We start from the raw sequence: 25,540 nt of genomic DNA on the forward strand, positions 1-25,540 counted from the left end.
CCCGCGCCGCGCCCGCACCCGCGCCGCGCCCGCACCCGCGCCGCGCCCGCACCCGCTCCGCACCCGCGCCCGCACCCGCGCTGCACCGTCGCGATCTTGCACGATTCTTCCGGTTCCTCGCGATCTTGCACGATTCTTCGCGTCGGGGCGTGAAACATCTTTCAAGATCTACTTTGTGGCGGAGACCTTGCAACCTTCTTCCTGTCGGGGCAGGGAGAACCGTGCAAGATCGGCTCGAGGGTGAACATCCGTGCAAGATCTCTGGAGGCTCGGCGTACGGCGGCTTCGGGACTGCGCCCATCTTGTCGACCTGCGCGGCTTTCGGTGATGGGTGGGCGTCGACGTCGGCTTCCGGTGATGGGTGGACGTCGGTGTCGGCTTTCGGTAATGGGCGGGCGTCGGTGTCGTTCAGCTTCGGAGGGCCTCGGGGGCGTGCAGGCGCAGCATCGTCGCGCCCACGTCCGGGGGCACCCGCCGGCCTGTGAAAAGGGACACTCCGACCATCACCAGGAAGGCCAGGGGTACCGTCCAGGCGGCCGGCTGACCGACCAGTTCGGCCGGCCAGCCGGTCAACGGTGGCCCGAGCACGGTCAGCAGCACCGCCGCCATCGCCGCGCCCCCGCCGGCGATCAGCCCGGCGATGGCGCCCACGTCGGTCAGCCCTCGCCACCAGATGCCGAGCACCAGCAGTGGGCAGAAACTCGACGCCGCCACCGCGAACGCCAGCCCCACCACCCGGGAAACGTCCATGTCGGACACGTAGAGGGCCAGCCCGGTCGGCACCGACGCGGCGAGCAGGGTGGCGATCCGGAAGTCGCGGATCGAGCCGTTGCGGCCGGGCCTGAGCACGTCCGTGAAGATCACCCCGGCGACGCTGGTGAGCAGGCCGGACGAGGTGGAGAGGAACGCGGCCAGCGCGCCCGCGGTGACCAGGGCGCCGAGCAGCCGGCCGAGATGGCCGTCGCCGAGGACCGCTTCGGGCAGCAGCAGCACCACCGCATCGGTGTTGCCGGTCATCAGCAGTTGTGGTGTGTAGATCCGGCCGAGTACCCCGTACAACGTCGGGAGCAGGTAGAACAGGCCGACCATGGCGAGCACCACGAGGGTCGTCCGGCGGGCTGAGGCCCCGTCCGGGTTCGTGTAGAAGCGCACGAGTACGTGCGGAAGGCCCATGGTGCCGAGGAACGTCGCCAAGATAAGCGAATAAGTGGTAAAAAGTCCGCTCTTGTCGGGAAGGAGCCAGTCCTTGCCGAACTCGCTGTCCACAGTGCTCACCGTCGGAACCGGCGCTCCCGCCGCGAAGTGCAGCTCCTGGCCCTTCTCCACCCGGAGCGTGCCGTTCAGGAGCGCGTCCTGCTGAACCGTCACGGTCGTCGCGACGGGGAAGACCGCCCCGGCCGGCGGGGTCACCGCAGGGCGGCCGTCGGCCTGCCACTGCAAGATCAAGAAGATCATGGGTACGGCCAACGCCGTCAGCTTCAACCAGTACTGGAACGCCTGCACGAAGGTGATCGCGCGCATCCCGCCGAAGGCCACGTTCGCTGTCACCACCACGGCCACGACGAGAGCACCCCAGGCGTACGACCCACCGGTCAGCGTGGCGAACGTGAGCCCCGCCCCCTGCAACTGGGGCAGGAGGTAGAGACACCCGATGAACAGCACGAACGCGGTCGCCAGCCGGCGCAGGGCGGTGGACCGGAGCCGTACCTCGCAGAAGTCGGGAAGGGTGAACGCCCCGGACCGGCGCAGCGGCGCGGCCACGAACAGCAGTAGCGCCAGATAGCCGGCGGCGAACCCGACCGGGTACCAGAGGACGTCCACGCCGTACCGCAGGACCAGCCCGGCGACGCCCAGGAAGGAGGCGGCGGACAGGTATTCACCGCTGATCGCGGCGGCGTTCCAGGACGGGCTCACCGATCGGGAGGCGACCAGGAAGTCCGATGTGGTGCGGGCGAAACGCAGGCCGTACGCCCCGATCGCCACGGTCAGCAGGACGACCAGGACGAGGCCGGGGGCCAGGTACGGATTCACTGCTCCGGCCTGCGGATGAGGGCCGCGAAGTCCTGCTCGTTGCGTTCCGCCCAGCGCACGTAGGCCGCGCCGACCAGCACCAGGAACGGGAACGACAGCACCCCGAGCAGCACCCACGGCAGGTGCACGCCGAAGACTTTGACGGTGCCGACGGCCGGCGCGACCGCGAACAGCAGTGGCAGGGTGCCCAGTCCGGCCGCCACCACCAGGGCGAGCCGCAGCGCGAGGGCGAGTTGGGCGCGTACCAGACCTTTGACGAGCGCCTCGCCGACCGGGGTCTGTTCGGTGAGGTCGGTGCTGCCGTGGTCGGCTGTGCCGCGCCGGGAGGCGGCGTCGGCGAGCACGACCGTCACGCGTGGGCGCGGGGGCGGATCGTCGACGGCCATGTCCGGCAGTCTGTCCGCCCCCGGCTGATTGTCAAGACCGGTACAACATCTGGTGGCAGGTGCTGGGGCTGACCGGCCGGTGCTGGGCGACCAGATCGCGGGCCTTCTCCCGGGCCAGGTTGAAGCCGCGCCAGTCGTCGGCCGGCATGCCGTCGCCGATCGCGTCGAGCAGGCAGTTCCGGATGTCCGGGTCGTCGAGGCCGGTCAGTCCGGGCGCCGCGTCCGGGGAGAGGTCGGCCAGGTACTGCACGTCGATCTGCTGGGTGCGCTCGAACCGCTGCACGTGGTTCTCGGCGATCAGCCCGTCCGGGTCGGCGCCGGCCAGGCCGAGCAGGGTCAGCACGCCCACCGCGAGCGCGACCCGGGGCAGCCAGGCGGCCCGGATCCGGATGCCGGCGATCAGCACCATCACGAGCACCAGCCCGAACCAGGCCTCACAACAGGCGACCAGCAGTCGCAGCCGGGTCAGGCCGTACGTGTCGGTGTAGACGTTCATCCGGTGCAGGGCCGAGGCGACGATCACCAGGGTGAGGGTGGCCAGTGCGCCGAGCACCACACGCAGCAGGATCCGGTCGGCGGGTTCGGTCCGCGGCGCCCAGCGGGCCGCGCCGGCGAGGACCATCAGGGTCAGCGCGGTCACCGCGCAGAGCTGCCAGAACCCGCTGCGGGCGTATTCGGCGTAGGTGAGGCCGGCGGTCTCGACGACGTGCTGCACGCCCCCGAAGAGGACGGTGAGCTGGATCGTCACGAACGCGGCGAACAGCAGCACCAGCAGGCCGAGCGGGATCGCCCACTCCAGGCGGCTGACCTTGCGTCCCTCGGTGCGGTCCAGCCGGCCGAGCGCGGGCGGTGCGGCCCGCAGGTACGCGGCGGCGGTGAGCAGCGGGGCGGTGACCACCGAGACGAAGATCCAGCGAACGATCGTGGTCGGCTGGAGTTCCGGGATCGCGGCCTCGAAGACCCGGGCGAACGCGGCGTCGGCCGAGACGAAGAGCGCGCCGAAGACGACCAGGAGCAGCACCGACACGGCCAGGGTGGCCAGCACCCGCAGCGCGTTCCCGCTCCGCCCTCTGCCGCGCAGCCGTGCTGCGCCCCGGGCCAGCCACAGGCCGCCGCGGCTCGCGGCGATCGGGGCCAGCGCGTACGTCGCCACGATCGAGCGCAGCGAGCGGCCTGAGGAGAGCGCCAGCGCGGTGGTCATGGTCGCGGTGAGCAGGCACAGCACGAAGAGCCAGCCGGCCGCCCGGAACGTGCCGACGGTGAGCAGGGCGACGGTGGCCGCGGCCCACAGGAACCGGTCCCACGTGCCGTTGTCGGTGCGGGTCGGCACCAGGGCCGGCACGACGTCGGGGATACCCACGACGCGAGCCGTGATCAGGGCGGCGGTCGCGGCCAGCGCGGTGACGAGCCAGCCGAGGCCGGCCCGGTCCAGCGGGACGCTGAGGGCGGCGGTCAGGGTGGCGGCGAGGACGGCCACGACGGTCGCGGGTGAGGCCGGGCGGCCCGGTCCCGGCCAGTACCGGCTCCACGGTCCGGGCGCCGGCCAAGGCCCGTGGATAAGTCCTATTTGTCCGTTCGAAGGTTGCACGGTGGTGATGGACATGTCACTGCTCTCCCTCAGACCGCTCGCAGCGGAAGTCGTACCTGGATGTGGCACCCGCGACTGCCGTCCGGCTCGATCACGGCGATGGTGCCCCGGTGCAGCTGCACCACCCAGCGCGCGATCGCCAGGCCCAGCCCGGTTCCGCCACCGGTGGCGCGCTCGCCCCGCGTGAAACGCTCGAAGACCCGCTCCCGCTCCTCGGCGGGGATGCCGTCGCCCTGGTCCACGACGGCGAGCACCACGTGGTCGTCGTGCCGCTCGGCCCGGACCGTGACGATCCCGCCCGGCGGGCTGTGCCGAGCCGCGTTGTCCAGCAGATTCGCGAAGACCTGATGCAGGCGCTCCCGGTCGCCGGGCACCACGAGACGCGGCGCCGACACCTCGAACCGCACGTCGTGGCCGGTGCCGCCGGCGTTCACGGTCGCCTCCCGGGCCACCCGGTCCAGGAAAGCCGGCAGGTCGATCGGCTCCCGGCGCATCGGCACCACCCCGGCGTCCAGCCGGGACAGGTCCAGCAGGTCGGTGACCAGGCGGCTGAGCCGCTCGGTCTGGGCCAGGGCGGTCGCCATCGTCTCCGGCTCGGCCGCGGCCACCCCGTCGACGATGTTCTCCAGCAGGCCGCGCAAGGCGGTGATCGGCGTACGCAACTCGTGCGACACGTTCGCGATCAGCTCCCGCCGCTGCCGGTCGGAGGCCGCCAGATCCGCCGCCATCTGGTTGAACGCCGTGGCCAGCTCGCCCACCTCGTCCTGCGAGCGGGTCCGGATCCGGCGGGTGTAGTCGCCGCGCGCCATCTCCCGGGCCGCGACCGTCATCTCCCGCAGCGGCACCGTCGCGCCGTGCGCCATCACCTGCAACGTGACCAGGCCGAGAGCCGCCGCGATGGCGATCCACAGCAGGTCGATCCGGTAGAAGTCGATGCTCCACAGGAACACCAGCAGGCCCACCCCGCCGGCGAAGCCGAGGGCCAGGGAGAGTTTCGCCTTGATCGACCGGACCGGGTCGAGCGGCCGGGGCAGCCAGGCGAACATCGGCGCCACCAGGTTGTGGATACGCCACATCAGCCAGCTGGTCATCTGTCGACCTCCAGGGCGTATCCGACGCCGTGGACCGTACGGATGAGGTCCGCCCCCAGCTTGCGCCGCAGACCCTTGATGTGGCTGTCCACCGTTCGGGTACCCGAGGTGTCGGCCCAGCCCCACACCTCGGACAGCAGCCGCTCCCGGGGCACGACCGTGCGCGGCCGGCCGGCCAGGTGGGCCAGCAGATCGAACTCGGTCGGGGTCAGGTGTACCTCGGCGCCGCCGCGCAGCACCCGCCGCTCGGCCTGGTTGATCTCCAGATCGCCGAGTCGCAGCCCCGGCGCCGGGGCCGGGGTGGCGGTCTTGTCGGCCCGGCGCAGCAGCGCGTGCACCCGGGCCGCGAGCACCCGCATCGAGAACGGCTTGACCATGTAGTCGTCGGCGCCGACCGCGAGACCCACCAGCTGGTCCGTCTCGTCGTCGCGGGCGGTCAGCATCAGCACCGGCACCCGCTGGTCCTGGATCCGGCGGCAGACCTCCAGCCCGTCGTAACCGGGCAGCATCACGTCGAGGACGATCAGATCCGGCGCGGCCTGGCGGACCGCTGCGACCGCGCTCGGCCCGTCACCGACCACCTGCACCAGGAAGCCCTCGGCGCGAAGCCGTGCGGCCACCGCGTCCGCGATGGCGCGCTCGTCCTCCACGACGAGAACCCGCCGTTCGACACTCTCCATGCTCCTGGCACCTCTCCGGATGATCCTGGTCCCCGGTCGGTGTGCCCCCGTGGCTCACCGGCCGGTGGCCAGGAGCTTATTGATCGCCTGCGCAGAGCCGGCGGTGGAGATGTGAACAACCTGTGGAGATGCATCCTGTGAGGGGCCGCGCGGGCACAGCGGAAGCCGAACCCAGGTTGGCACTGATCCGGGATAGCCGCTACGGGCCTGTGGATAACTCTGTGGACAAGCCGGTGAGGCTGTGGACAACCGTGTGGATTCAGCGGGTCCAGTCGTGTTTGGCCGCCCTGATCAGGCGATCCTTCAGCTCCCTGGTGTGCCGGCGACTCACCGGAAGCTCCACACCGTCCACCGCCACCACATAGCCGGAACCGGTCAGGCGCAGCTCGGTGACCAGTCGTAGCTGGACCAGATACGAGCGGTGAATACGGACGAAACCCGCGTTGGCCCACCGCTCGGCCAGGGTCGCCAGCGAAACCCGTACCAGATGGGAATTGTCTCCGGTGTGCAGCCGGGCGTAATCGCCCTGGGCCTCCACCCAGCGCACCGCCGATCGCGGCAGCATGCGGGTCGTGCCGGCCAGCTCCACCGGGATGGCCGGCTCGTCGGCCGGAACGGCCGGCGCCGGCGCCGCTCGCAGACCCGCCACCCGGCGCAGCGACTCGGCCAGCCGCTCGGCCCGCACCGGCTTGCGAACATAATCGGTCACACCCAGGTCGAAGGCGTCCACCGCGCCGTCGTCGTAGGCGGTCACGAAGACGATCGCCGGCGGCTGGGCGAACCGCCGCAGGATCCGGGCCAGCTCCATGCCGTCCAGGCCGGGCATCCGGATGTCCAGGAAGACCGCGTCCACCTCGGTGTCACGCAGCACCCGCAGCGCCTCGGTCGCATCACCGGCCCGGTGCACGTGCGCCACCCGGCCGTCCGCGTTCAGCAGGTAGGCCAGCTCGTCAAGCGCCGGCGGCTCGTCGTCGACGGCGAGCACGACCAAGCTGCTCATGCCCGCACCTGGGGGTGGAATTTCGGCACCCGCATGCTCACCTTCGTACCGGAGCCGGGTGCGGTCTCCACCACCAGGCCGTTGTGATCGCCGAAGACCGACCGCAGACGTTCGTCCACGTTCACCAGACCGACGTGCTGCCCGTCCTCGGAGTCCGACCCGTCCAGCGTGAACACCGCCGGATCCATGCCGACCCCGTCATCCTCGACCGTGATGTGGCATTCCGCCCCCGCGTCCCGTGCCTCGATGCTCACCATACCGACGCCCGGCTTGCGGGACAGTCCGTGCCGGACCGCGTTCTCCACGAGCGGCTGAAGACACAGGAACGGCAGGCCCACCGGCAGCACCTCGGGCGCGATCTGCAGCCGCACCTGAAGCCGGTCCCCGAACCGGGCCCGCTCGATGGTCAGATAACGATCGATCGACCGCAACTCCTCGGCCAGCGTCGTGAACTCGCCGTGCGCCCGGAACGAGTAGCGGGTGAACTCGGCGAACTCCAGGATCAGCTCCCGGGCCCGCTCCGGATCGGTGCGCACGAACGACGCGATCGCGGTCAGCGCGTTGTAGATGAAATGCGGGCTGATCTGCGCCCGCAGCGCACGGACCTCGGCCCTCGCCAGCCGCTCCCGCGACGACTCCAGCTCGGCCACGGCCATCTGCGACCCGGCCCAGCGCGCCGCCTCCAGCGTGGCCTGGACCAGACCCGGCGCGGGCTGTCCGTCGGCCACCGCGATCAGCGCGGCCTTCGCCGCGCCACCGGGGCCACCCAGCGGCGCGATCACCGCACCACGCGCCACGCAGTCGACACGGTCACAGGACAGATCAGACCCATTGAGTACGACCGAACGCTGCGCTCTGACCGACTTACGCGCTGCCGCGATCAGTTCCTGTTCGTGGTGGGCGCCCCGGCCGTCGTACGCCAGGCATCTGTCTCCATCGACGATCGCCAGACCCACCGCACCGACCAGCTCCCGCAGATGCCGGACCGCTTTTCCGGCGGTAGCCGGCGTCAGGCCGGCGCGCAGCGGTTCGGCCGCGAGCACCGCCGTGTGCAGAACGTCGTAGGTGGCCCGCTGCATCGCCGTGGCGATCCCGCGCCGGGCCCGCAGCCGCAGCACCGCCACCACGGCCGCGGCCAGGGCGGCGAGCACGGCGACCACCGCCAACGCGCTCCCGACCTGGCCATTCATGCTGCGACCCTAATAGGCGCCCTTGCGCTTGAGAACCACGCCGATGGTGCGCCAGAGGATGCTCAGGTCGTAAGTGAGTGACCAGTTGTCCACGTAGTAGAGGTCCAACCGGACCGCCTCGTCCCAGGACAGGTCGGAACGACCGCTGACCTGCCACAACCCGGTCATGCCGGGGCGCACCAGCAACCGCCGCCGGACGTCGCCCAGGTAGTCGCCGTCATCCGCGGGCAGCGGGCGCGGGCCGACCAGCGACATCTCGCCCTTCAGCACGTTGATCAGCTGCGGCAGCTCGTCCATCGAGGTGGCCCGCAGTTTCGCGCCGAACGAGAAGATCCGCGGGTCCTGCTTCATCTTGAAGAGCATGCCGTCGGTCTCGTTGAGCTCGTCCAGCGTGGCCTTGCGCTCCTCGGCGTCCACATACATGGTCCGGAACTTCCACACCCGGAAGGTGCGGCCGTCGTGGCCCACCCGGGTCTGCCGGAAGAACACCGGACCCGGGTCGGACAGCCGGATGCCGAGCGCGATGAACGCCAGGATCGGGCTGATCGCCAGCAGGCCGAGACCCGCCGCGACCCGGTCCATCAGGTTCTTCACCAGCCAGCCGGGACCCGACAGGGTCGGCTCCTCGACGTGCAGCAGCGGCAGGCCCTCGATCGGGCGGATGTGCACCCGGGGACCGGCGATGTCGGTCAGCTGCGGCGCGACCACCAGGTCGACGCCGGTGCCCTCCAACTGCCAGGCCAGACGGCGCAACTCACCGGGTTCGGCGCTGGCCGACCCGCAGACCGCGATGGTGTCCGCACCGACCTCACGGACCAGCGACAGCACGTCCCGCCCGGCGTAGACCGGAACCGGCGTCTCGATGCCGCGGGCGGCCGCGAAACCGTCGGTCAGGTGGATGGCGACCGGGATCAGACCGGCGGCTGGGCTGCGGGTCACCGCGGTGTAGACCTCGAGCGCCTCCGGCAGGGTGCCGACCAGCACCATCCGGTGCGCGCCGTGCCCGGTGTGCCGGCGGGCCACGTGCAGCACCTGACGGGCCAGCGCGCGGCACAGCAGGATCAGGAGCAGCGCGCTCACCGACACCGTCGCGACCGTGCCACGGGACAGGTCGGCCTTGGTGGCGAACGCGAGCAGCGAGACAGCCGCGACGACGGTCACCGAAGCCCGGACGACCCGCTTGAACTCCTCGCTGCCCAGGCCCAGATAGCGCCGGTCGTAGGAGCCGTTGGTCCACAGGATGATCAGCCAGCCGAGTGGCAGGACGATGTACGCGAAGAAGTTGAACAGGTCCGGCCCGTCGAGGAACCACCAGGACCGGTTGAGGCCGGCGCGCGACTTCTCCAGGAAGGTGCTGGCGATCCAGCTGGCGCCGAGAGTAGAGAGCAGATCGAGCAAGACCAATGCAAAGGTGTACGGGCGGTGCCAGCGCGAACGTCTGCGGCTCTGCCGGCCCCACGCGTTCCGCGGCACCCCGTTGCTCGGCGGCTGCTCTTCCTGCCACTCGAAGCTGTCGTACCGCACGGGTCTGCTCCGGCTGCTGTCGGTAGTTGGGCGATGCAGGCTAGTAGTCACTCCGCCTACGTCCTCCCGCATCCGGAAAAAGATTACGCACCGCCACGACCTTGGGATCATCGGCGGGTCCACCGATACCCGTTCGCGTCAAGACGGTTGCCAGGGACCGGGCCACTATACCGATGGATCGGCAGGAAGAAAGGTGACGTGACGGCGGCAATCGTGATGTATACGCGCTGTCATCATTCGGTAGCGGCTCACCGGACCAGCTTGGACAGCCGGCGGTCGGCCAGCGGTTTCCCTCCGGTTTGGCAGGTCGCGCAGTATTGCAGGCTCTTGTCCGCGAACGACACCTCACGGACCGTGTCGCCACAGACCGGGCAGGGCAGGCCGGTCCGGGCGTGCACCCGCATACCCGCGCGTTTCTCGCCCTTGAGCTCGGCCGCTTTCTGTCCTACCGAACGCTCCACCGCGTCCGTCTCGATCGCGCGCATCGCCTCGTACAGCGTGGTCATCTGCTCGTCGGTCAGTTTTCCGGTCAGCGCGAAAGGGGACAGTTTCGCCGCGTGCAGGATCTCGTCGGAATAGGCGTTACCGATCCCGGCGAGCACCTCCTGATCGACGAGCACCCCTTTGATCTGTCCTTTTCGCCCCCGGATGCGGGTGGCGAACTCCTCCGCCGACACGGCCAGCGCGTCCGGGCCGAGCCGGGCCACCCCCGGCACCTCGGACGGGTCGCGGACCACATAGGCGGCCAGCGACTTCTGCGTGCCCGCTTCGGTCAGGTCGAACCCGGAACCGTCGTCCAGCCGCACCCGCACCGCGATCGGGCCGGAGCCCGGCTTCAGCGGGGCCGGCGACTTGAACGACTCGCGGTAGTGCAGCCAGCCCGCCCGGGCCAGGTGCACGATCAGGTGCAGGTCGTCGCCGATGCCGGCATCCAGGAACTTGCCGTGCCGCCCGGCACTCGTCACAGGCAGCCCGGCCAGCGCCGACGGCTGCGGATCATAGGTTTTCAGGGCGCTGAAAGAGGCGACTTCGAAGCGTTCCACGGTACGGCCGACCGCGCGCTCACGCAGATAGGCAGCGAGCGCCTCGACCTCGGGAAGTTCGGGCACCTCCTCACGGTAGCGTTTCCCGCCATGAAGGTGGTGGTGGCGCACAACCGGTACCGCGAGGCGATCCCCTCCGGCGAGAACGTGATCGTCGACACGGAGATCGGCCAGCTGCGGGAGGCCGGCGTCGAGGTGGTTCCGTTCCAGCGCAGCTCCGACTCGATCGACTCGATGTCCACGGCACGTAAGGTGCTGCTGCCGATCTCCCCGGTCTACGGGGCGGCCACCCAGCGGGAGCTCGCCGCGGTGCTCCGGGCCGAACGTCCTGACGTGTTGCACCTGCACAACCCGTACCCGCTGCTCTCGCCCTGGGTGATCCGGACCGCGCACGCCCACGGTGTCCCGGTGGTCCAGACCGTGCACAACTACCGGCAGGTCTGCTCGTCCGGGCTCTACTTCCGGGACGGCCACAACTGCCACGACTGCCGCGGCAAGCTGATCGGGCTGCCGGCGATCAAGAACCGCTGCTACCGCGGGTCGGCCGCGCAGAGCGCGATCATGGCGACCACGCTGGCCGTGCACCGGCCCACCTGGCGGTCGGTGGATCGGTACATCGCGCTCACCGACAAGATCGCCGCGCATCTCAGCGACTACGGCATCCCGGCCGACCGGATCGTGATCAAGCCGAACGGGCTGCCCGACCCCGGCACGCCGGCGCCGCTCGGCGAGGGATTCCTGTACGGCGCCCGGCTCTCCCCGGAGAAAGGGCTGGGCCTGCTGCTCGACGCCTGGCGCCGGCACCCGGACGGCAGCCTCGGGCCGCTGCGCATCGCCGGTGACGGTGAGTTGCGTCCGCTCGCCGAGGCGGCCGCGGCCGAACGATCCGACGTCACCTACCTGGGCCCGCTCGACCGTGCCGGAATGACCGCGGCCCGGCAGGCTTCAGCGGTCGTCATCGCCGTCCCCACCTGGGAAGATGTGCTACCGACAGTGATCCTGGAGGCGATGTCCTCGGGGCGGGCGGTGCTCGGAACCGCCGTCGGTGGCATCCCCTACCTGGTCGGCACCGGGCCGGGCGCCGCGGGCTGGCTCGCTTCGCCCGATCCGGTCTCGCTCGCGGCCGCGCTCCCACAGGCCCGGGCCGACGCGGGCGCGGCGGCGACTGCCGCCCGAGCCCGCTACCAGGAACACTTCCACCCCGACGTCCTGACCCCGCGCCTGATCTCCATCTACGCGGAGATGTCCACCACCGCGGCCACCAGGCGTTGATCCGCGTGCCGACCTGTCGCCCGCGTGCCGATTTTGTGGTGCGGATCGAGCCGCAGGTCGGCACGCGGGCTCTCGGTCAGGAGCCCTTCAGCGCGGCCCGGCCGGTGAACGCGATCGACGCGGCCAGGAAACCGCCGTTGATCAGGGTGAACAGGGCCACGAACCAGACCGCCCACTGCGGCGCGATGGTCAGCACCACGCCGGCCAGGGCGATCACGGCGCCGTAGTCGCGCACCAGCTTCGCCGCCCGGACCGGGAACGACGTGCTGGTCACCATGCTGGCGGCCTGGGCGCCGGACTGCATCACCGAGGTGACCAGGTTGACCATCCAGGTGGCGGCGAAGGCGGCCAGCAGCCAGGCGGGAGTGTCCGGTTCCTGGGCTTTCGCGACTGCGGACAGGGCCGCCACCAGGGAACACTGGACTGCCACGTCGCAGAGCACGTCGAGGCGGCCGCCGGACGAGCTGGACTGGCCGGTCACCCGGGCCAGCTGGCCGTCCGAGCAGTCGAAGGCGTAGGCGAGCTGCCAGCCGACCAGGGCGAGCAGACCGATCGGGGCGGCCCACAGCGACCCGTCGGCGACCGGGCCGGCGGTGCCGATCACGATGAACGACACCAGGCAGCCCAGGCCCAGGTTGAGGATCGACAGGACGGTCGGCGACAGGTGGCGCTTGTGCGCTGCGACCGCGATCCGCGACCCGATCCGCTGGCTGATGCCCTCGCTGAACAGGCCACCGCCACGATTGGCCGCGTAGTAGTCGGCTGCTGTGGGCGGGCCGCCCTCGGTGCGAGGGCGGCTGGAACCGTGGTCAGAGGGTTGCGATGACATCGTTGTATTCGGCCAGCTTCTGCCGGGTCTGCTCCGGCGTCATGGCGAGGTGTTCCAGGATGGTGTAACGATCCGGGCGGGTCCGCGGTGCGAACTCGATGACCTGTGCGAACTGGTCGGCGTCGAGTCCGACGTCGGACGGCGTGCGGGGGAGCTGGTGCCGGGCCAGACAGTCCGACATCTGCTTGAGCCGCCGCTCGTCGCCACGCAGGAACGTGCAGAACAGTGCGCCCAGACCGGCGAGTTCGCCGTGGGAGGCGGTGTTCGGGAAGAGCGAGTCGGTGGCGTGCATGATCTCGTGGCAGCCGCCGCTGCACGGGATGCTCGTGCCGGCCACCGCCATCGCGAGGCCGCTGGAGATCAGCGCCTCGGCGAGCGTGGTGACGAACGCGTCGTCGGTCATGTCGCCGGGCATCGAGAGGACCGCCTCGGCGCCCATCCGGGACAGCGACGAGGCGAGCCCGTCGACGGACTCCCCACGCATCTCCCGGGCCAGTTCCCAGTCGGCGAGAGCGCTGATGTTGCTGACCACGTCACCGATGCCGGCCCGGTTGACCCGGTCCGGGCCGCTCTCGACGAAGTCCAGGTCGACGACGACACCGAACGGGATGTGCACCCCGTACGACCCTTTGATCCCGTCGTTGATCAGGCTGGCGACCGGTGAGGCGATGCCGTCGTTGGCGAGGCTGGTGGCGACCGAGACCATCGGCAGGCCCCAGCGGCTCGCCGCGTATTTCGCGGTGTCGACGGTCTTGCCGCCGCCGATGCCGACGACCGCGTCGTAGTGGCCGCTGCGCAGCTTGGCGGACAGGTCGAGGGCGGCGTCCAGGGTGCCGCCGCTGGTGACGTAGACCTCGGCCGAGTTCAGCGAGGGGCGCAGCAGATCGACGATCTGCTCGCCAAGCCCGGGGCCGACCACCACTGCCACGTCGCCGCCGGAGGAGATCCGGCCGTCGGCGAGGATCTTGCCGAGGTCGGCGACCGCGCCCCGCCGCACCTCGATGTGCAGCGGGGTCTGGACGCTACGGGCTAGTAGCGGCATGCGATGTCCCGAGCCTTCGCCAGGTCCTCGTGGTTGTCGACCTCGACCCAGGAGACCTCACCGATCTCCGCGGCCCGCACCTCGTTGCCACGGTCGGCGTAGAGCTGGAAGCCGTCCTCGTAGAACTGGTTCGGGTCCTTCTCGAAGGTCGCCTTGAGCGCGTCGGCCAGCTTGCCGGCCGCGGACGCCTCGATGATGTTGGCGCCGATGTACTCCCCGTACGCCTCGGCCGGGTCCATCAGCTTCGTGATTTTGGTGAGCTGGCCATCCGCATTGAAGACGGTCTTCATCTCCTCGTCAGCAAGCTTCTTCACAGTATCGACGGCGAGGAGGATGCTCGGCCCGCGCTTGGCGAGCAGGGTGTGCTCCACGCTGACCGGGTGCACGGTGTCGCCGTTCACCATGAGGGCGCCCTGGGCGAAGTGGTCCCGGGCGAGCCACAGGCTGTAGGCGTTGTTCCACTCCTCGGCCTTGTCGTTGTGAACCAGGGAGATCTTCACGCCGTACTTCTGCTCGAAACCCTCGACGCGCTCCTCCACCGCGCCGGCGCAGTAGCCGACGACGATGGTGACCTCGGACAGGCCGGCGGCCGCCAGGTTACGGAGCGAGATGTCCATGATCGTGGTTTCCCCGTCCACGGGGACCAGCGCCTTCGGGAGCGTGTCCGTGTACGGGCGCAGCCTGCGGCCGGCGCCGGCGGCGAGGACCAATCCGATCATGGGGGTGGTTCCTTCCAATGCGATGAGGGGTGCCCAGCGAGGATAACGGCATGTGTCCCATCCGTAGGACTCGCGAGGGGCACACCGAAAATGGTATAGACCCGGCTTCTAAGCTGTCGGGTATGACCGCTGAGCAGCTGATCTCCTTCGCCCGTGGCGCCCCGTCGCTGGACATCGTCGACGTGGAGGGCCTCAAGGCCGCCGCCGCCCGCGCTTTCGACGCCGACCCCGCCGGCGTCACCGCGTACGGCACCTCAGTCGGCTACCTCCCGCTGCGGAAGTGGATCGCCGACAAGCACAACGTCACCCCCGACCAGGTCATCGTCACGAACGGCTCGCTCCAGGCCGACGCGTTCCTCTTCGGGCACCTGGTCAAGCCCGGTGACGACGTGATCGTGGAGAAGCCGACCTACGACCGGACCCTGCTCAACCTGCAGAACCTGGGCGCCAAGGTGCACCAGGTCACCGTGCAGCCGGACGGGATCGACACCGACGAGCTGCGTGCGCTCCTCGAGTCGGGGGTGCGGCCGAAGCTGGCGCACATCATCCCGAACTACCAGAACCCGGCCGGTGTGACGCTCTCCGACGAGAAGCGGCGCGCGCTGCTGGCCCTGGCCGAGCAGTACGAGTTCATCATCTTCGAGGACGACCCGTATGTGGACATCCGGTTCCGTGGTGAGCCGCTGCCCTCGATGCTGTCGCTGGACACCAACAGCCTGGTCGTGCACGCCTCCAGCTTCACCAAGACGGTCTGCCCCGGTGTCCGGGTCGGTTATCTGGTCGGTCCGGCCGCGCTGATCGACGCGATCGCGAAGAAGGCCACCAACCTCTACATCTCCCCGGGCATGGTCTCCGAGGCGATCGTGCACCAGTTCTGTGTGTCGGGTGACATCGAGAAGTCGGTGCAGACGGTCAGCGCCGCGCTGGGCGAACGGGCCCGGGTGCTGGCCGAGTCGATCCGTAAGCACATCCCCGGGGCCACCTTCACCGAGCCGGACGGTGGGTACTTCCTCTGGGTCGACCTGCCGTCGGACGTCGACGTGGACAAGCTGTTCTCGGCCGCGATGAAGAAGGGGGTCGCGGTCGTCAAGGGCAGCGACTTCCTGCTGGAGGGCGGGCACAACTCGCTGCGCCTCGCCTTCTCGGCGGTCACCGTCGACCAGATCGACGAGGGCGTGCGTCGTCTCGCCGAGGCGATCGAAGAGGTACGGGGCTGAGCTGTTCCGCGCCGGGTGGGCTGATGTTCGCCCGGCGCGGGTACCCTCGGCTGGTTTTGTCGTCGCACCGGGGGAGGTCGAGCATGACGGAACGTTCGTGGACCCGAGGCCGGCCCCTCGGCAAGATGTGGGCCGAGCGGATGCGTGGCCTGCTCAACAACGGTGACAACCCGAGTCAGGTGAGCTTCGACGGGCAGAGCCCGTCCTCGGTGGTGGACTGCGGCGTCTACGTCGACGGCAAGCGCCTGCCCGGTGACTTCAGCCCGGACCAGGCTCTCGCCGAGGCGTGCAGCCGGGACGGCGCGTTCGTCTGGCTGGGCCTGCACCAGCCGGCCGAGCCCGAGATGGCGGCTGTCGCCCAGGTGTACGGCCTGCACGAACTGGCCGTGGAGGACGCGGTCAAGGCCGAGCAGCGGCCGAAGCTGGAGCAGTTCAACGACGTGCACTTCCTGGTGCTGCGGACCGCCCGGTACGTGCCGCACCAGGAGCTGACCGAGAGCTCCCAGGTGGTCGAGACCGGCCAGATGATGATCTTCATCGGGGAGCGGTTCGTCATCACCGTCCGGCACGGTGACGCCTCCGAGATGGCCCCGGTCCGGGCCGACCTGGAGAACCAGCGGGTGGCGCTGTTGCAGCAGGGCCCGTGGGCGGTCGCCTACGCGGTGACCGACCGGGTGGTCGACCACTACCTGGAGGTGGCCGACGACTTCGAGGCCGACCTCGACCTCATCGAGGAGGGTGTGTTCTCACGTGACCGCATCGCCCCGATACAGCAGGTCTACCAGCTCAAGCGGGAGCTCGTGGAGTTCCGCCGGGCGGTCGTCCCGCTCCAGCGGCCGCTCGCGTCGATCACGTCGAGCCAGGGCGTGGTGCCCAAGGAGATCAGGCGTTACTTCCGGGACGTCCAGGACCACCTGACCCGTACCGTCGAGCAGGTCTCCTCCTACGACGACCTGCTCAACTCGATCCTCCAGGCGCGGCTGGCGCAGGTGACCGTCGACCAGAACAACGACATGCGCAAGATCGCGTCCTGGGCGGCCATCGCCACGGTGTGGACCGCGTTCGCCGGCGTCTACGGCATGAACTTCGACTACATGCCGGAAACCGACTGGAAGTACGGATACCCGGCGCTGATCGCCCTGTTGTCCCTGGTCACCGTGGCTCTCTATCGAGCGCTGCGCCGCAACGGGTGGTTGTGACCCCCACGGAATCAAGCCCGGCGGCTAGAGTGCCGGGGTGCCGTCGCGTCAGGATGAGCTGCACTCGTATCAGTATTCGGTGCAGCGTGTGGTCGCGGCGCTGGTCTCGCACGACCCGGATCCACACCGGTCACCGCTGCGCCGGGCCGGCGTCACGGCACTCGTCGGTCTGCTGGTCGCCGCCCTCACCGTCGGCGGGTTCGCCGTCTACGGCCTCTTCACCGGGCACAGCCTGGCCGAGGCGAACGACACGAGCGCGGTGCTGGTCGAGAAGAGCAGCGGCGCCCGGTACGTCTACCTGAAGTCCGACGGCAAGCTGCACCCGGTGCTGAACTACACGTCCGGACTGCTGCTGACCGAGGGGGACACACCCGGCCTGAAGACCGTGCCGGCCGAGAAGCTCGCGAAGATCCCGCTCGGCGCCACGCTCGGCATCCCGGACGCGCCTGATGCGCTGCCCGCCTCCGGGAGCCTGCTCAGTGGGGCCTGGTCGGTGTGCACCGACACCGCCTCGGGCCGGGCCCGCAGCACGCTCGTGGTCGGGACAGCTCCGGTCGGCGGCAGTGCGCCCGCCGGTGGCCTGCTGGTCCGGGACGTGACCGGGCGTACCCATCTGATCAACGACGGGAAACGGCATCTGCTGCCGGCGGCCCGGGTGGACGCCATCGAGCGCGCCCTCGGCTGGTACGGCTCCCGCCCCTGGCTGGTCGCGACCGCCTGGGTCGACGCCGTCCCGGCCGGCCCCGATCTGGCCGCGCCGGTCCTCCCGGCCGGGCGGAAGAATTCGGTGATCCCCGGTCGCCGGGTCGGTCAGGTGCTGACCGGTGACGGGAAGACGTACGCCGTGGTGCTCGCCGACGGGATCGCCGCGCTCACCGAGATGCAGGCGAAACTGATGGCCACCACGCCGATCACGGTGGACCCCGCGGTGTTCCTCAAGCTGCCCCCGTCGGACACCCAGCTGGTCGGCGCCGAAGGGCTGCCCGCCGCGGTGCCCACTCTGGCCGAGACGCCGGCGAGCGCCTGCGTGACGATGCCCGGCGCGGCCGTGAAGGTGAACCCCACGATCCCCGCCGGCACGGTTCCGGCCGCCAAGGCACGGGTCGATCTGGTGCACGTGGCCCGGGGTAAGGGCGCGCTGGTGGAGGCGATCGCCTCACCCGACGCCCCGGAGGGCAGCGGCACAGTGAGCCTGATCACCGACTCCGGGCTGTATTACCCGCTGGCGAGTCGTGACCTGCTGAGCCGGCTCGGGTACGGCAGTGTCCGTCCCACCCGGATCCCGGCGCAGCTGGTCGCGTACCTGCCCGCCGGTCCGGCCCTGGATCCGGTCCGGGCCGGCCGGCAGTAGCGGGTTCTACCGGGGTTCCGGCTTGCTCTTGCTCTGCTCGGTGACGGCGCCGTTCGCGGTGGTGTAGGTGGTCGGCTCCATCGGCTCGAACGCGGCGTCGTCAGCGCCGGTGCGGGACGACGCGGGCTCGTACTCGTCCCACTGCGCCTCACGGCGGCGACGGGCCACGTACGCGGCGCCCACCCCGACGGCGGTGCCGACCAGAGCCCAGCCGACCAGACGGCCGGAGCGGCTCTTCTTGCGGCCGATCGCCTTCGCCGCCTTCTTCTGCAGCTTGGCGGCCTGCTTGCGCTCAGCCTTCAGCTGCCTGCGGGTCGCCTTGCGGGTGGTCTTCCCGGCCTGCCGGACGTTCTCCGACGCGGCGTTCAGCGCGGCCAGCGCGCTGTCCCAGCTCTGCGAAGCGGCGTCCCGGGCGGCGCTGGCGGCCGGCTGGACCCGTTCCCTGGCGGCGTTGATCTTGGGTGCGACGGTCGCGCTGGTCTCGGTTGCCGCGATCGAGGCCGCGCGCTTGAAGTGGTCGACGCTCTGCCCGAGCTCGTTGCGCATCCGCGCTTTCCGGCTCCGACGGCGAATCGTTGCGAACACCAGTGCCCACCTCCTGTGGTTTTCTTCCAGCCATGTTGCCCTCTCGGGTACCCCCGCGCGGCCGGATCTCCGACATGGGGGAGGATCCGAATTGCACGAGAACAGCCCATCACGATGACGGGAGTACCCGTGGCCGAGACCCTTTACGCCACCCTGCACACCAATCACGGCGTCATCCGCCTCCAGCTCTTCCCGGACCACGCCCCGGCGACGGTCCGGAACTTCGTGGAGCTGGCCGAGGGCACCAAGGAGTACAAGGACCCCCGGACCAACCAGCCGGGCAAGGGGCCGTACTACGACGGCACCATCTCGCACCGGGTCATCGCCGGTTTCATGATCCAGCTGGGTGACCCGACCGGCACCGGCCGCGGCGGCCCCGGCTACCAGTTCGGCGACGAGTTCCACCCGGAGCTCTTCTTCGACCGGCCGTACCTGCTGGCGATGGCGAACGCCGGGCCGGGCACCAACGGCTCGCAGTTCTTCATCACGGTCGCGCCGACCCCGCACCTGAACCGTCGGCACACCATCTTCGGCCAGGTCGCGGACGAGCAGTCGGCCAAGATCGTCGACTCGATCGCGAACACGGCGACCGGCCCGGGCGACCGCCCGCGCGAGGACGTCGTCATCGAGCGAGTGGTGATCGAGCGTTCCTGAGCCTCAAGGTACCTTTGTGCCATGAATGAGGCGCCGTCGACGGCTCCGGTCTGCTACCGGCATCCGTCGCGGGAGACGCAGCTGGCCTGCACCCGCTGTGAGCGTCCGATCTGTGTCAAGTGCCGGATCGACGCCGCGGTCGGGTTCCAGTGTCCGGAGTGCGTCAAGCAGGGCAACAAGGGCGTACGGTCGGCGCGCACCGCTTTCGGCGGAGGTCGCGTCGGCCAGCTCGGTTACGCCTGCCAGGCGATCATCGCGATCAACCTGCTGTTCCTGACCGCCTCGGCGATCTTCGGCGGCCCCCGCGCCATCGTGGGCGGTGGCGGCTGGTTCGGCCTGCTCGGCATCAGCACCCCGGTCACCGAGTGGGGTGAGGTGCTCGGTTATGCGTACTACCCGAACGGCGAGTTGCACGGCGTGGCCCACGGCGAGTGGTACCGCCTGATCACCGCGATGTTCATCAACTACGGCGCCGTCCACATGCTCCTCAACATGTCGCTGGTGGCCACCCTCGGGCGCTATCTGGAGCGCCAGCTCGGGCCGCTGCGGTTCCTGGCGCTCTATCTGATCGCCGGGTTCGGCGGCAACGTCGCGGCGTATGTCTTCCAGGCCCAGAACCAGGGCTCGGCAGGCGCCTCGACGGCGACGTACGGCCTGGTCATCGCGGTCATCGTGATCAACCGGCGGCTGTCGCTGGACGCCGGTCCGGTGATCCCGCTGCTGGTCACCAACCTGATCTTCACGTTCAGCGTGCCGAACATCTCGGTCGCCGGTCACCTCGGCGGGCTCGCGGCCGGGGCGGCGGCCGCTGCGGTGCTCGCCTATCCGAAACTACCGCGGCGCGGGCTGAAACAGGGGCTCGGCTGCGCGCTGGTGCTGGTGATCATCCTGGCGGCGACTGTCGCGCGGACGTATTACCTGCTCAACTGACTGGCCGGAGATCGGCCAGCGTCACCGCGACCTCGTGTGGATCGGCGCTCAATTGGGGCTCACCCAGGACATATACGGCTTCGCCGGTGTCGATCTCCAAAACGTCGCTGCGGCGGGCGCGCTCCACCCGTACCGCCTCGATTTGATCCCACGAGATATGCCGCCGCCGCGCGAATCCGGTGAGCACGGTGATGCCGGCGTCGTCCGCCGAAAGGCGGACCGGATGGAGCACGTCGCGGGCCGCCCAGGCCACGATGGCCGTCGCCACCACTGCCGCGACCAGCCAGCGGGAGAGGTCCTCGGGGCCGAACACGGCGACCAGGAGCGGCAGCGCGGACGCCGCGATCAGCTTCGCGACCGGAAGCGCCGGTTTCACTCGCCACTGCATGCCATCACTATCGCAGAATGGCGCCGACCACTTTTCAGCTGCCGCTGTAATTCGATATTCAGCGGGTTCGCCCGACTCTTCCGCTATTCATACTCCGTTAACACTGCATGGACGTGTTCTTGAGTACGTTCCACCCCGCGGCCGAGGCAGCCGCGGCCATGCCGGCGGCGAACCGGCACCTGTCGATCTTCCGCAGATGCGTCGACTCCGATGATCCGGCAGTCCTGGTGGCCCGCTGTGTCCGGCCCGGCGCTCCGCTCTCCGGTGAATGGCTCCTGCTGCTGACCACCCGCCGGCTGGTCGTCACCCAGGACACCCGGCCGCTGCACCGGCTGCGCCTGCACCTCAACGCGAACCTGCGCCACCTGAGCAACGTGACCTGGCGTCTCGACCTGTCCAAGCCGGGCATCGAGCTGGCCGTCACCGCGATCGACGGGGTGCGCGAGCGGCTCCGGATGCGGCTGGGCGACTCGGACACCGTGTGGCGGGCCGAGTCGCTCCTGCGCGAGAGCTTCGTCGCGAAGCCGGTCTGCGTCTAGCTTTTCGGCCGGTCCCCCAGGAAAGCCTCGATCGAGCGGCGCAGCCCGGCCGGGTCCAGGCCGTGAGCGCGGGCGTGATCATGCCTGCTGCCGTACCGTCGCACCTCGGCGCGCCCGACGCCCAGATGCAGCGACCGGTGCGGCAGCCCGCTCAGCGCCTCGCTGACCAGGTGGGCCGAGGTGCCCTTGGCGTAGGGCTCGACCATCACGATCTCGTCGCCGTTCATGGCGGCGCGCAGACCGGCGATGTCCAGCGGCCGTGGCGTGTTGGTGTAGGCCACCGTCACGTCCAGGCCGTGGGTCGCCGCCAGCACCGGATCGAGCATCGGCCCGACCGCCACCACCAGCGGACCACCCCGGCGTAACACCCGCAGCGTGCCGCCGTCCTGGTGGGCACGGCTGTTCTCCTGCGTGGAGAGGCGCACGTAGACCCGGTCGTCGTGGCGGGCCGCCGCGCGCAGGATCGGCGCCACCTCGTCCCGGTGGCCCGGCACGTGCACGGTCCAGGCGTCGAGGGTGTCCAGCAGGGCCACGTCGCCCGGGGACTGGTGTGTGTAGCCCTCGGCCGCCGCGTCGTACGAGGCGCCGATGCTGACCAGCACCGCACCCACGTCCTGGTGCGCGAAGTCGAGCTTGATCTGCTCGTACGCCCGGTCGATCAGGAACGGCGCGTACGAGTGCAGGTACGGCCGCATCCCGGTGAGCGCCAGCCCGCCGCCCACACCGGCCATCAGCTGCTCCCGGATGCCGACGTTGAGCACCCGGTCCGGATGGCGTCGTTGCGCCGACGCGAACGAGTCGGCCGAGATGTCGGCGATCACCAGGGCGGTCCGCGGGTCCTCTTCGAGGATGGCGGTCGTGGTGGCGATGAACGTCTCTCTCACAGCGCCGCCACCACCAGACGCGGCCGGTTCTCGACGATGCTCAGGGCCCGTTCGATCTCGTCGCGATCGCGCCCGTCGACCACGGACACACCCCAGTTCGGGAACCGAGCCGGTATCCCTCCCGGCCAGCCGTGTGTCGAGCTGTGGTTGTCGACGACGATCGCGGTGATCGGCAGCCGGATCGCCGCCGCGTACGCGATCGCCTCGTGGTTCGAGCCCTCGTCCAGTTCCGCGTCGCCGAGCAGCACGAACGTCCGGGTGTCGAGGAACCCCTGGGCACGCAGCCCGAGCGCGGCCCCGACGGCGATGCCCAGCCCGTGACCGAGTGATCCGGTGCCGACCTCGACCCCGGGGATCAGCACCCGGTCCGGGTGGTGGCCGAGCGGGCTGTCCCAGCCGCCCATGTCGTCGAGCCACTCCTCGGGGAAGAAACCCTTGGCGGCGAGCACCGCGTAGTACGCGGCCGGGCCGTGCCCCTTCGACAGGAAGAACCGGTCCCGGCCCGGATCATCGACGGTCTCCGGAGTGATTCGTAACACTCGGTTGTAGAGAACCCACAGCACATCCAGCGTGGAATGGGCGCTGGGGGAGTGTTTGACGTCCGCGGTGACTCGGCTCAGCAGCTTCATGTGTCTAGGCTGCAACTTGAAGTTCACTTTAACTCAAGGGAGTGTCATGGAGACGCTGACCATCGGCGAACTCTCCGCCCGCAGCGGAGTCGCGCCGTCGGCCCTGCGCTTCTACGAGCGGGAGGGGCTCATCCACGCCTCACGCACCAGCGGCAACCAGCGACGATACGACCGGGCCGAGTTGCGGCGGGTGTCGTTCATCAAGATCGCGCAGCAGGTCGGGGTGTCCCTCGACGAGGTTCGCGAAGCCCTCGACTCGCTGCCGGAGAACCGGACCCCGACCAAGGCCGACTGGTCCCGGCTGTCGGCCCGCTGGCGTTACCGGCTCCAGGAGCGGATCACCGTGCTCGAACGGCTCCGCGACGAACTGAGCGGTTGCATCGGCTGCGGGTGCCTGTCGTTGCAACGGTGCAAACTCGCCAACCCGGGCGACCGGCTCGCCGCGGGTGGCACCGGCCCGCAGCGGATCCTCAATCCGGCGGCCTCCTGACCGCCGCCTGGTGGAATCCTTCCGGCCGCCGGCTTGCGGAATCCTCCCGGCCGCCGGCTGGCCTGATCTTCCCGGCCTCGGAGATCTTGCACGGTTCTCCACGTTGGCGGCGATCTTGCATGGTTCTTCACGTCTGGGTGTGGTTTGTCGTGCAAGGTCTACTGCGCCGGGGAGACCTTGCAGCCTTCTTCCCGTTGGGGTGTGGAAAGACCTGCAAGATCGGCGCGAGCATGAAGAATCATGCAAGATCCACGAACGACGAGCCGTGTGCGGCGAGCTGCGGGGAGGCGTTGCCGAGGCGGCGTCGCGGCCGAGGAGAGGCGTTGCCGAGGTGGCGGCGCGGCGGCGGCGCGGTCGAAGAGAGGGTCATCCGCGCTACTGGCGGAATCGGAAGAACCGGTCCGTCGCGGTCAATGCCTGCGGTCGGCCGGCGAAACGATGCGCTCCGACGGTGAAGAGGACATCGTCGGGCGCGGTGAACGCCTGCTCCACGAAACCCTCGGCGGCCAGCCACGCCCGGATCGACGGCGTCAGATCCGGGGCACGGCGGGTCCGGGTCCAGATCACCGTCGCGCCGGCGGCGCACAGTTGGGGCAGGACCGCAATGGTCGCTCGTACGTCGGTGTCGCTGATGTTGCCGAGCACGCCGGCCATCAGCACCAGATCGGCCGGAACCGCACCGGAGTAGACGGCCGGGTCGCCGGCGTCACCCCGGACCACGCTCACCCCGGGCAGGCTCGTCGCGTGCTCCCGGGCCGCGGCCACGTTGCGCTCGTCGAACTCGATCAGCGTCGCCCGCACCCGCCCGGCGTCGGCCCGCTCCGCCAGCACGCCGAGCAGGTCATGCCCTTGCCCGGCACACATGCTCACCACGGAGAGATCGGGCTCGAGCCGCTCGTCCAGCCACCGCGCGACATGCTCCTGAACCACCCGCAGCCGCCGGGCCAGCGGAGACCCGGGCTCGGCATAGGGCCGATGCCACGCATGCCAGTCCTTGGTGATCAAGCGGAGGGCGTGGGATTCGAACCCACGATGAGTTTCCCCATACCGGTTTTCAAGACCGGCGCCATCGGCCACTAGGCGAGCCCTCCCGTAGTGCTGCTCCAGTCTGCCACCCGCGCTTGGATCGTGTCGTACCGGTGGGGCAGAGTCGGCCGTATGCGCGCGATCGTGATCGAGGACAAGCAGTTGGTCTGGGCCGAGGTTCCGGATCCGGAGGCGGCTGAGGGCGAGGTCGTCGTGGATGTCACGGCGTCGGCGGTCAACCGGGCGGACGTTCTGCAACGGCAGGGCTTCTATCCGCCACCGCCCGGCGCGCCCGTCTATCCGGGGCTGGAGTGCTCCGGTGTGATCAGCGCGGTCGGGCCGGGCGTCACCGGGCACCACGTGGGTGAGCGGGTGTGCGCGCTGCTCGCCGGGGGTGGTTACGCGGAGCGGGTGGTGGTTCCGGCCGGGCAACTGCTGCCGGTTCCGGCCGGGTTGTCGCTGGTCGAGGCGGCGTCGCTGCCCGAAGTGGCGTGCACGGTCTGGTCCAACGTGGTGGATCGGGATCGGCTGCGTCCGGGCGAGACGCTTCTGGTGCACGGCGGCGGCAGCGGGATCGGCACGTTCGCCGTGCAACTGGGGGCCGCGCTGGGCGCGAAAGTCCTGGTCACTGCACGAGAGAGCAAACACGAGAGGCTGCGCACGCTCGGCGCCGATCTGGCGATCGACTATCAAAAAGATGATTTTGTACGGCGTACGCAGGATCACACCAACGGAAGAGGCGCTGACGTCGTCCTGGACATCATGGGAGCGAAGTACCTGGCCCGTAACATCGAGGCGCTCGCGCCGGACGGCCGGATCACGGTGATCGGCATGCAGGGCGGGCGCACCGCCGAGCTCGACCTGGGTGCGCTGATGGCGAAGCGGGGCCGGGTGTCGTCGACGTCGTTGCGGGCTCGGCCGGCCGCGGACAAGGCGCGGATCGTGGCCGGTGTCCGTGACCAGGTGTGGCCGCTGGTGGCCGCCGGGCTGATCAAGCCGATCGTGCACAGCACGTTCCCGTTGGCGGAGGCAGCCGCGGCGCACGAGTTGCTGGAGTCGAACGACCACTTCGGCAAGATCCTGCTCCAGCGCTGAGCGGCACTTCACTCCTTCGAGGGGATCACGACTCTTTCGGGTGCCCGCGATGAAGCCATATGACCGATAAGGTCGGATATGCGGCGAGTCGCGGCCACATCCGGCCACCCCATCCCCAGCATGGACGGACACCGCGTCCGACATCCGGACGCGCCGTA

At 69.9% G+C, this 25,540-nt stretch carries 27 protein-coding genes and 1 tRNA gene; 9 read left to right on the top strand and 19 right to left on the bottom strand.

Annotation, left to right across the window (positions count from 1 at the left end):
* Positions 1-408: 408 nt before the first annotated feature.
* From AB0E94_RS05135 to AB0E94_RS05175, 9 genes are all read right to left on the bottom strand, one after another.
* On the bottom strand, positions 409-2,031 hold the full coding sequence (locus tag AB0E94_RS05135) for a cation acetate symporter (RefSeq protein WP_360322773.1): 1,623 nt from the start codon (positions 2,029-2,031) through the stop codon (positions 409-411).
* Complete coding sequence (locus tag AB0E94_RS05140) at positions 2,028-2,417, bottom strand: hypothetical protein (RefSeq protein WP_317789476.1); 390 nt, start codon at positions 2,415-2,417, stop codon at positions 2,028-2,030. The genes AB0E94_RS05135 and AB0E94_RS05140 overlap by 4 nt, the downstream gene beginning before the upstream one ends.
* Positions 2,418-2,448: 31 nt before the next feature.
* On the bottom strand, positions 2,449-3,894 hold the full coding sequence (locus AB0E94_RS05145) for a DUF4173 domain-containing protein (protein WP_360322775.1): 1,446 nt from the start codon (positions 3,892-3,894) through the stop codon (positions 2,449-2,451).
* Positions 3,895-4,034: 140 nt separating this feature from the next.
* On the bottom strand, positions 4,035-5,096 hold the full coding sequence (locus AB0E94_RS05150; protein ID WP_360322777.1) for an ATP-binding protein: 1,062 nt from the start codon (positions 5,094-5,096) through the stop codon (positions 4,035-4,037).
* Positions 5,093-5,776 (bottom strand): response regulator transcription factor, encoded by a 684-nt coding sequence (locus AB0E94_RS05155; RefSeq protein WP_360322779.1) that lies wholly within the window; start codon positions 5,774-5,776, stop codon positions 5,093-5,095. Before AB0E94_RS05155 ends, AB0E94_RS05150 begins: the two co-directional genes overlap by 4 nt.
* Before the next feature lie 259 nt (positions 5,777-6,035).
* Complete coding sequence (locus AB0E94_RS05160; protein WP_360322781.1) at positions 6,036-6,776, bottom strand: LytTR family DNA-binding domain-containing protein; 741 nt, start codon at positions 6,774-6,776, stop codon at positions 6,036-6,038.
* A complete protein-coding gene (locus tag AB0E94_RS05165) occupies positions 6,773-7,966 on the bottom strand; it encodes a histidine kinase (protein ID WP_360322783.1) in 1,194 nt (397 codons plus the stop codon). The genes AB0E94_RS05160 and AB0E94_RS05165 overlap by 4 nt, the downstream gene beginning before the upstream one ends.
* Before the next feature lie 9 nt (positions 7,967-7,975).
* Complete coding sequence (locus AB0E94_RS05170; RefSeq protein ID WP_360322785.1) at positions 7,976-9,562, bottom strand: sugar transferase; 1,587 nt, start codon at positions 9,560-9,562, stop codon at positions 7,976-7,978.
* Between the two features lie 176 nt (positions 9,563-9,738).
* Positions 9,739-10,599: a DNA-formamidopyrimidine glycosylase family protein gene (locus AB0E94_RS05175; RefSeq protein WP_360322787.1), complete on the bottom strand. Its 861-nt coding sequence runs from the start codon at positions 10,597-10,599 to the stop codon at positions 9,739-9,741.
* 24 nt (positions 10,600-10,623) lie between these two features.
* On the opposite strand from AB0E94_RS05175, the gene AB0E94_RS05180 reads away from it, so the two are divergent.
* Positions 10,624-11,805, top strand: a complete 1,182-nt coding sequence (locus tag AB0E94_RS05180; RefSeq protein WP_360322789.1) for a glycosyltransferase family 4 protein — start codon at positions 10,624-10,626, stop codon at positions 11,803-11,805.
* 76 nt (positions 11,806-11,881) lie between these two features.
* Here AB0E94_RS05180 and AB0E94_RS05185 read toward each other — a convergent pair whose 3' ends face one another.
* Genes AB0E94_RS05185 through AB0E94_RS05195 form a run of 3 tightly spaced genes read right to left on the bottom strand, consistent with a single transcriptional unit; the run spans position 11,882 to position 14,395 of the window.
* Complete coding sequence (locus AB0E94_RS05185; protein WP_360322791.1) at positions 11,882-12,634, bottom strand: CDP-alcohol phosphatidyltransferase family protein; 753 nt, start codon at positions 12,632-12,634, stop codon at positions 11,882-11,884.
* Positions 12,615-13,676, bottom strand: a complete 1,062-nt coding sequence (locus AB0E94_RS05190; protein WP_360322793.1) for an iron-containing alcohol dehydrogenase family protein — start codon at positions 13,674-13,676, stop codon at positions 12,615-12,617. The genes AB0E94_RS05185 and AB0E94_RS05190 overlap by 20 nt, the downstream gene beginning before the upstream one ends.
* A complete protein-coding gene (locus AB0E94_RS05195; protein WP_360322795.1) occupies positions 13,664-14,395 on the bottom strand; it encodes a phosphocholine cytidylyltransferase family protein in 732 nt (243 codons plus the stop codon). Before AB0E94_RS05195 ends, AB0E94_RS05190 begins: the two co-directional genes overlap by 13 nt.
* Positions 14,396-14,517: 122 nt before the next feature.
* Between AB0E94_RS05195 and AB0E94_RS05200 the strand changes: the two genes are divergently transcribed.
* The 3 genes from AB0E94_RS05200 (at position 14,518) to eccB (ending at position 18,162) form a co-directional block, all read left to right on the top strand.
* A complete protein-coding gene (locus AB0E94_RS05200; protein WP_360322797.1) occupies positions 14,518-15,612 on the top strand; it encodes a PLP-dependent aminotransferase family protein in 1,095 nt (364 codons plus the stop codon).
* A gap of 83 nt (positions 15,613-15,695) precedes the next feature.
* Positions 15,696-16,811, top strand: a complete 1,116-nt coding sequence (locus AB0E94_RS05205; RefSeq protein ID WP_360322799.1) for a magnesium and cobalt transport protein CorA — start codon at positions 15,696-15,698, stop codon at positions 16,809-16,811.
* Between the two features lie 37 nt (positions 16,812-16,848).
* Entirely contained in the window at positions 16,849-18,162 is a 1,314-nt protein-coding gene (eccB, locus tag AB0E94_RS05210; RefSeq protein ID WP_360322801.1) for a type VII secretion protein EccB, read from the top strand.
* Between the two features lie 6 nt (positions 18,163-18,168).
* On the opposite strand, the gene AB0E94_RS05215 is transcribed toward eccB, so the two are convergent.
* A complete protein-coding gene (locus tag AB0E94_RS05215; protein ID WP_360322803.1) occupies positions 18,169-18,708 on the bottom strand; it encodes a hypothetical protein in 540 nt (179 codons plus the stop codon).
* Positions 18,709-18,876: 168 nt separating this feature from the next.
* Between AB0E94_RS05215 and AB0E94_RS05220 the strand changes: the two genes are divergently transcribed.
* Together AB0E94_RS05220 and AB0E94_RS05225 are read left to right on the top strand one after the other, a co-directional pair.
* Positions 18,877-19,401 carry a peptidylprolyl isomerase gene (locus tag AB0E94_RS05220; RefSeq protein ID WP_360322805.1) on the top strand — a complete coding sequence of 175 codons (525 nt, stop codon included), beginning with the start codon at positions 18,877-18,879 and terminating at the stop codon, positions 19,399-19,401.
* Positions 19,402-19,422: 21 nt separating this feature from the next.
* Positions 19,423-20,331: a rhomboid family intramembrane serine protease gene (locus AB0E94_RS05225; RefSeq protein WP_360322807.1), complete on the top strand. Its 909-nt coding sequence runs from the start codon at positions 19,423-19,425 to the stop codon at positions 20,329-20,331.
* On the opposite strand, the gene AB0E94_RS05230 is transcribed toward AB0E94_RS05225, so the two are convergent.
* Positions 20,324-20,719, bottom strand: coding sequence for a PH domain-containing protein (locus tag AB0E94_RS05230; protein ID WP_360322809.1), 396 nt, complete (start codon positions 20,717-20,719; stop codon positions 20,324-20,326). The two genes, AB0E94_RS05225 and AB0E94_RS05230, sit on opposite strands and share 8 nt — an antisense overlap.
* A gap of 113 nt (positions 20,720-20,832) precedes the next feature.
* Here AB0E94_RS05230 and AB0E94_RS05235 point away from each other — a divergent pair, with 113 nt between their 5' ends.
* Entirely contained in the window at positions 20,833-21,258 is a 426-nt protein-coding gene (locus AB0E94_RS05235; protein ID WP_360322811.1) for a hypothetical protein, read from the top strand.
* On the opposite strand, the gene AB0E94_RS05240 is transcribed toward AB0E94_RS05235, so the two are convergent.
* Entirely contained in the window at positions 21,255-22,142 is an 888-nt protein-coding gene (locus AB0E94_RS05240; protein ID WP_360322813.1) for a transketolase, read from the bottom strand. The genes AB0E94_RS05235 and AB0E94_RS05240 overlap by 4 nt on opposite strands.
* Entirely contained in the window at positions 22,139-22,771 is a 633-nt protein-coding gene (locus tag AB0E94_RS05245; protein ID WP_360322815.1) for a thiamine pyrophosphate-dependent enzyme, read from the bottom strand. The genes AB0E94_RS05240 and AB0E94_RS05245 overlap by 4 nt, the downstream gene beginning before the upstream one ends.
* A gap of 46 nt (positions 22,772-22,817) precedes the next feature.
* Between AB0E94_RS05245 and soxR the strand changes: the two genes are divergently transcribed.
* Positions 22,818-23,261: a redox-sensitive transcriptional activator SoxR gene (gene soxR / locus AB0E94_RS05250; protein ID WP_360322817.1), complete on the top strand. Its 444-nt coding sequence runs from the start codon at positions 22,818-22,820 to the stop codon at positions 23,259-23,261.
* A gap of 238 nt (positions 23,262-23,499) precedes the next feature.
* Here soxR and AB0E94_RS05255 read toward each other — a convergent pair whose 3' ends face one another.
* From AB0E94_RS05255 to AB0E94_RS05265, 3 genes are all read right to left on the bottom strand, one after another.
* Complete coding sequence (locus AB0E94_RS05255) at positions 23,500-23,631, bottom strand: hypothetical protein (RefSeq protein WP_360322819.1); 132 nt, start codon at positions 23,629-23,631, stop codon at positions 23,500-23,502.
* A gap of 5 nt (positions 23,632-23,636) precedes the next feature.
* Complete coding sequence (locus tag AB0E94_RS05260; protein ID WP_360322821.1) at positions 23,637-24,266, bottom strand: class I SAM-dependent methyltransferase; 630 nt, start codon at positions 24,264-24,266, stop codon at positions 23,637-23,639.
* Between the two features lies 1 nt (position 24,267).
* Positions 24,268-24,352: transfer RNA gene (locus AB0E94_RS05265), tRNA-Ser, on the bottom strand.
* A gap of 67 nt (positions 24,353-24,419) precedes the next feature.
* Here AB0E94_RS05265 and AB0E94_RS05270 point away from each other — a divergent pair.
* Positions 24,420-25,382, top strand: a complete 963-nt coding sequence (locus AB0E94_RS05270) for an NAD(P)H-quinone oxidoreductase (protein ID WP_360322823.1) — start codon at positions 24,420-24,422, stop codon at positions 25,380-25,382.
* The last annotated feature ends 158 nt before the right edge of the window (positions 25,383-25,540 follow it).

Origin of the sequence: Actinoplanes sp. NPDC026670, from assembly GCF_040638175.1 — a bacterium.
Classification (GTDB): Bacteria; Actinomycetota; Actinomycetes; order Mycobacteriales; family Micromonosporaceae; genus Actinoplanes.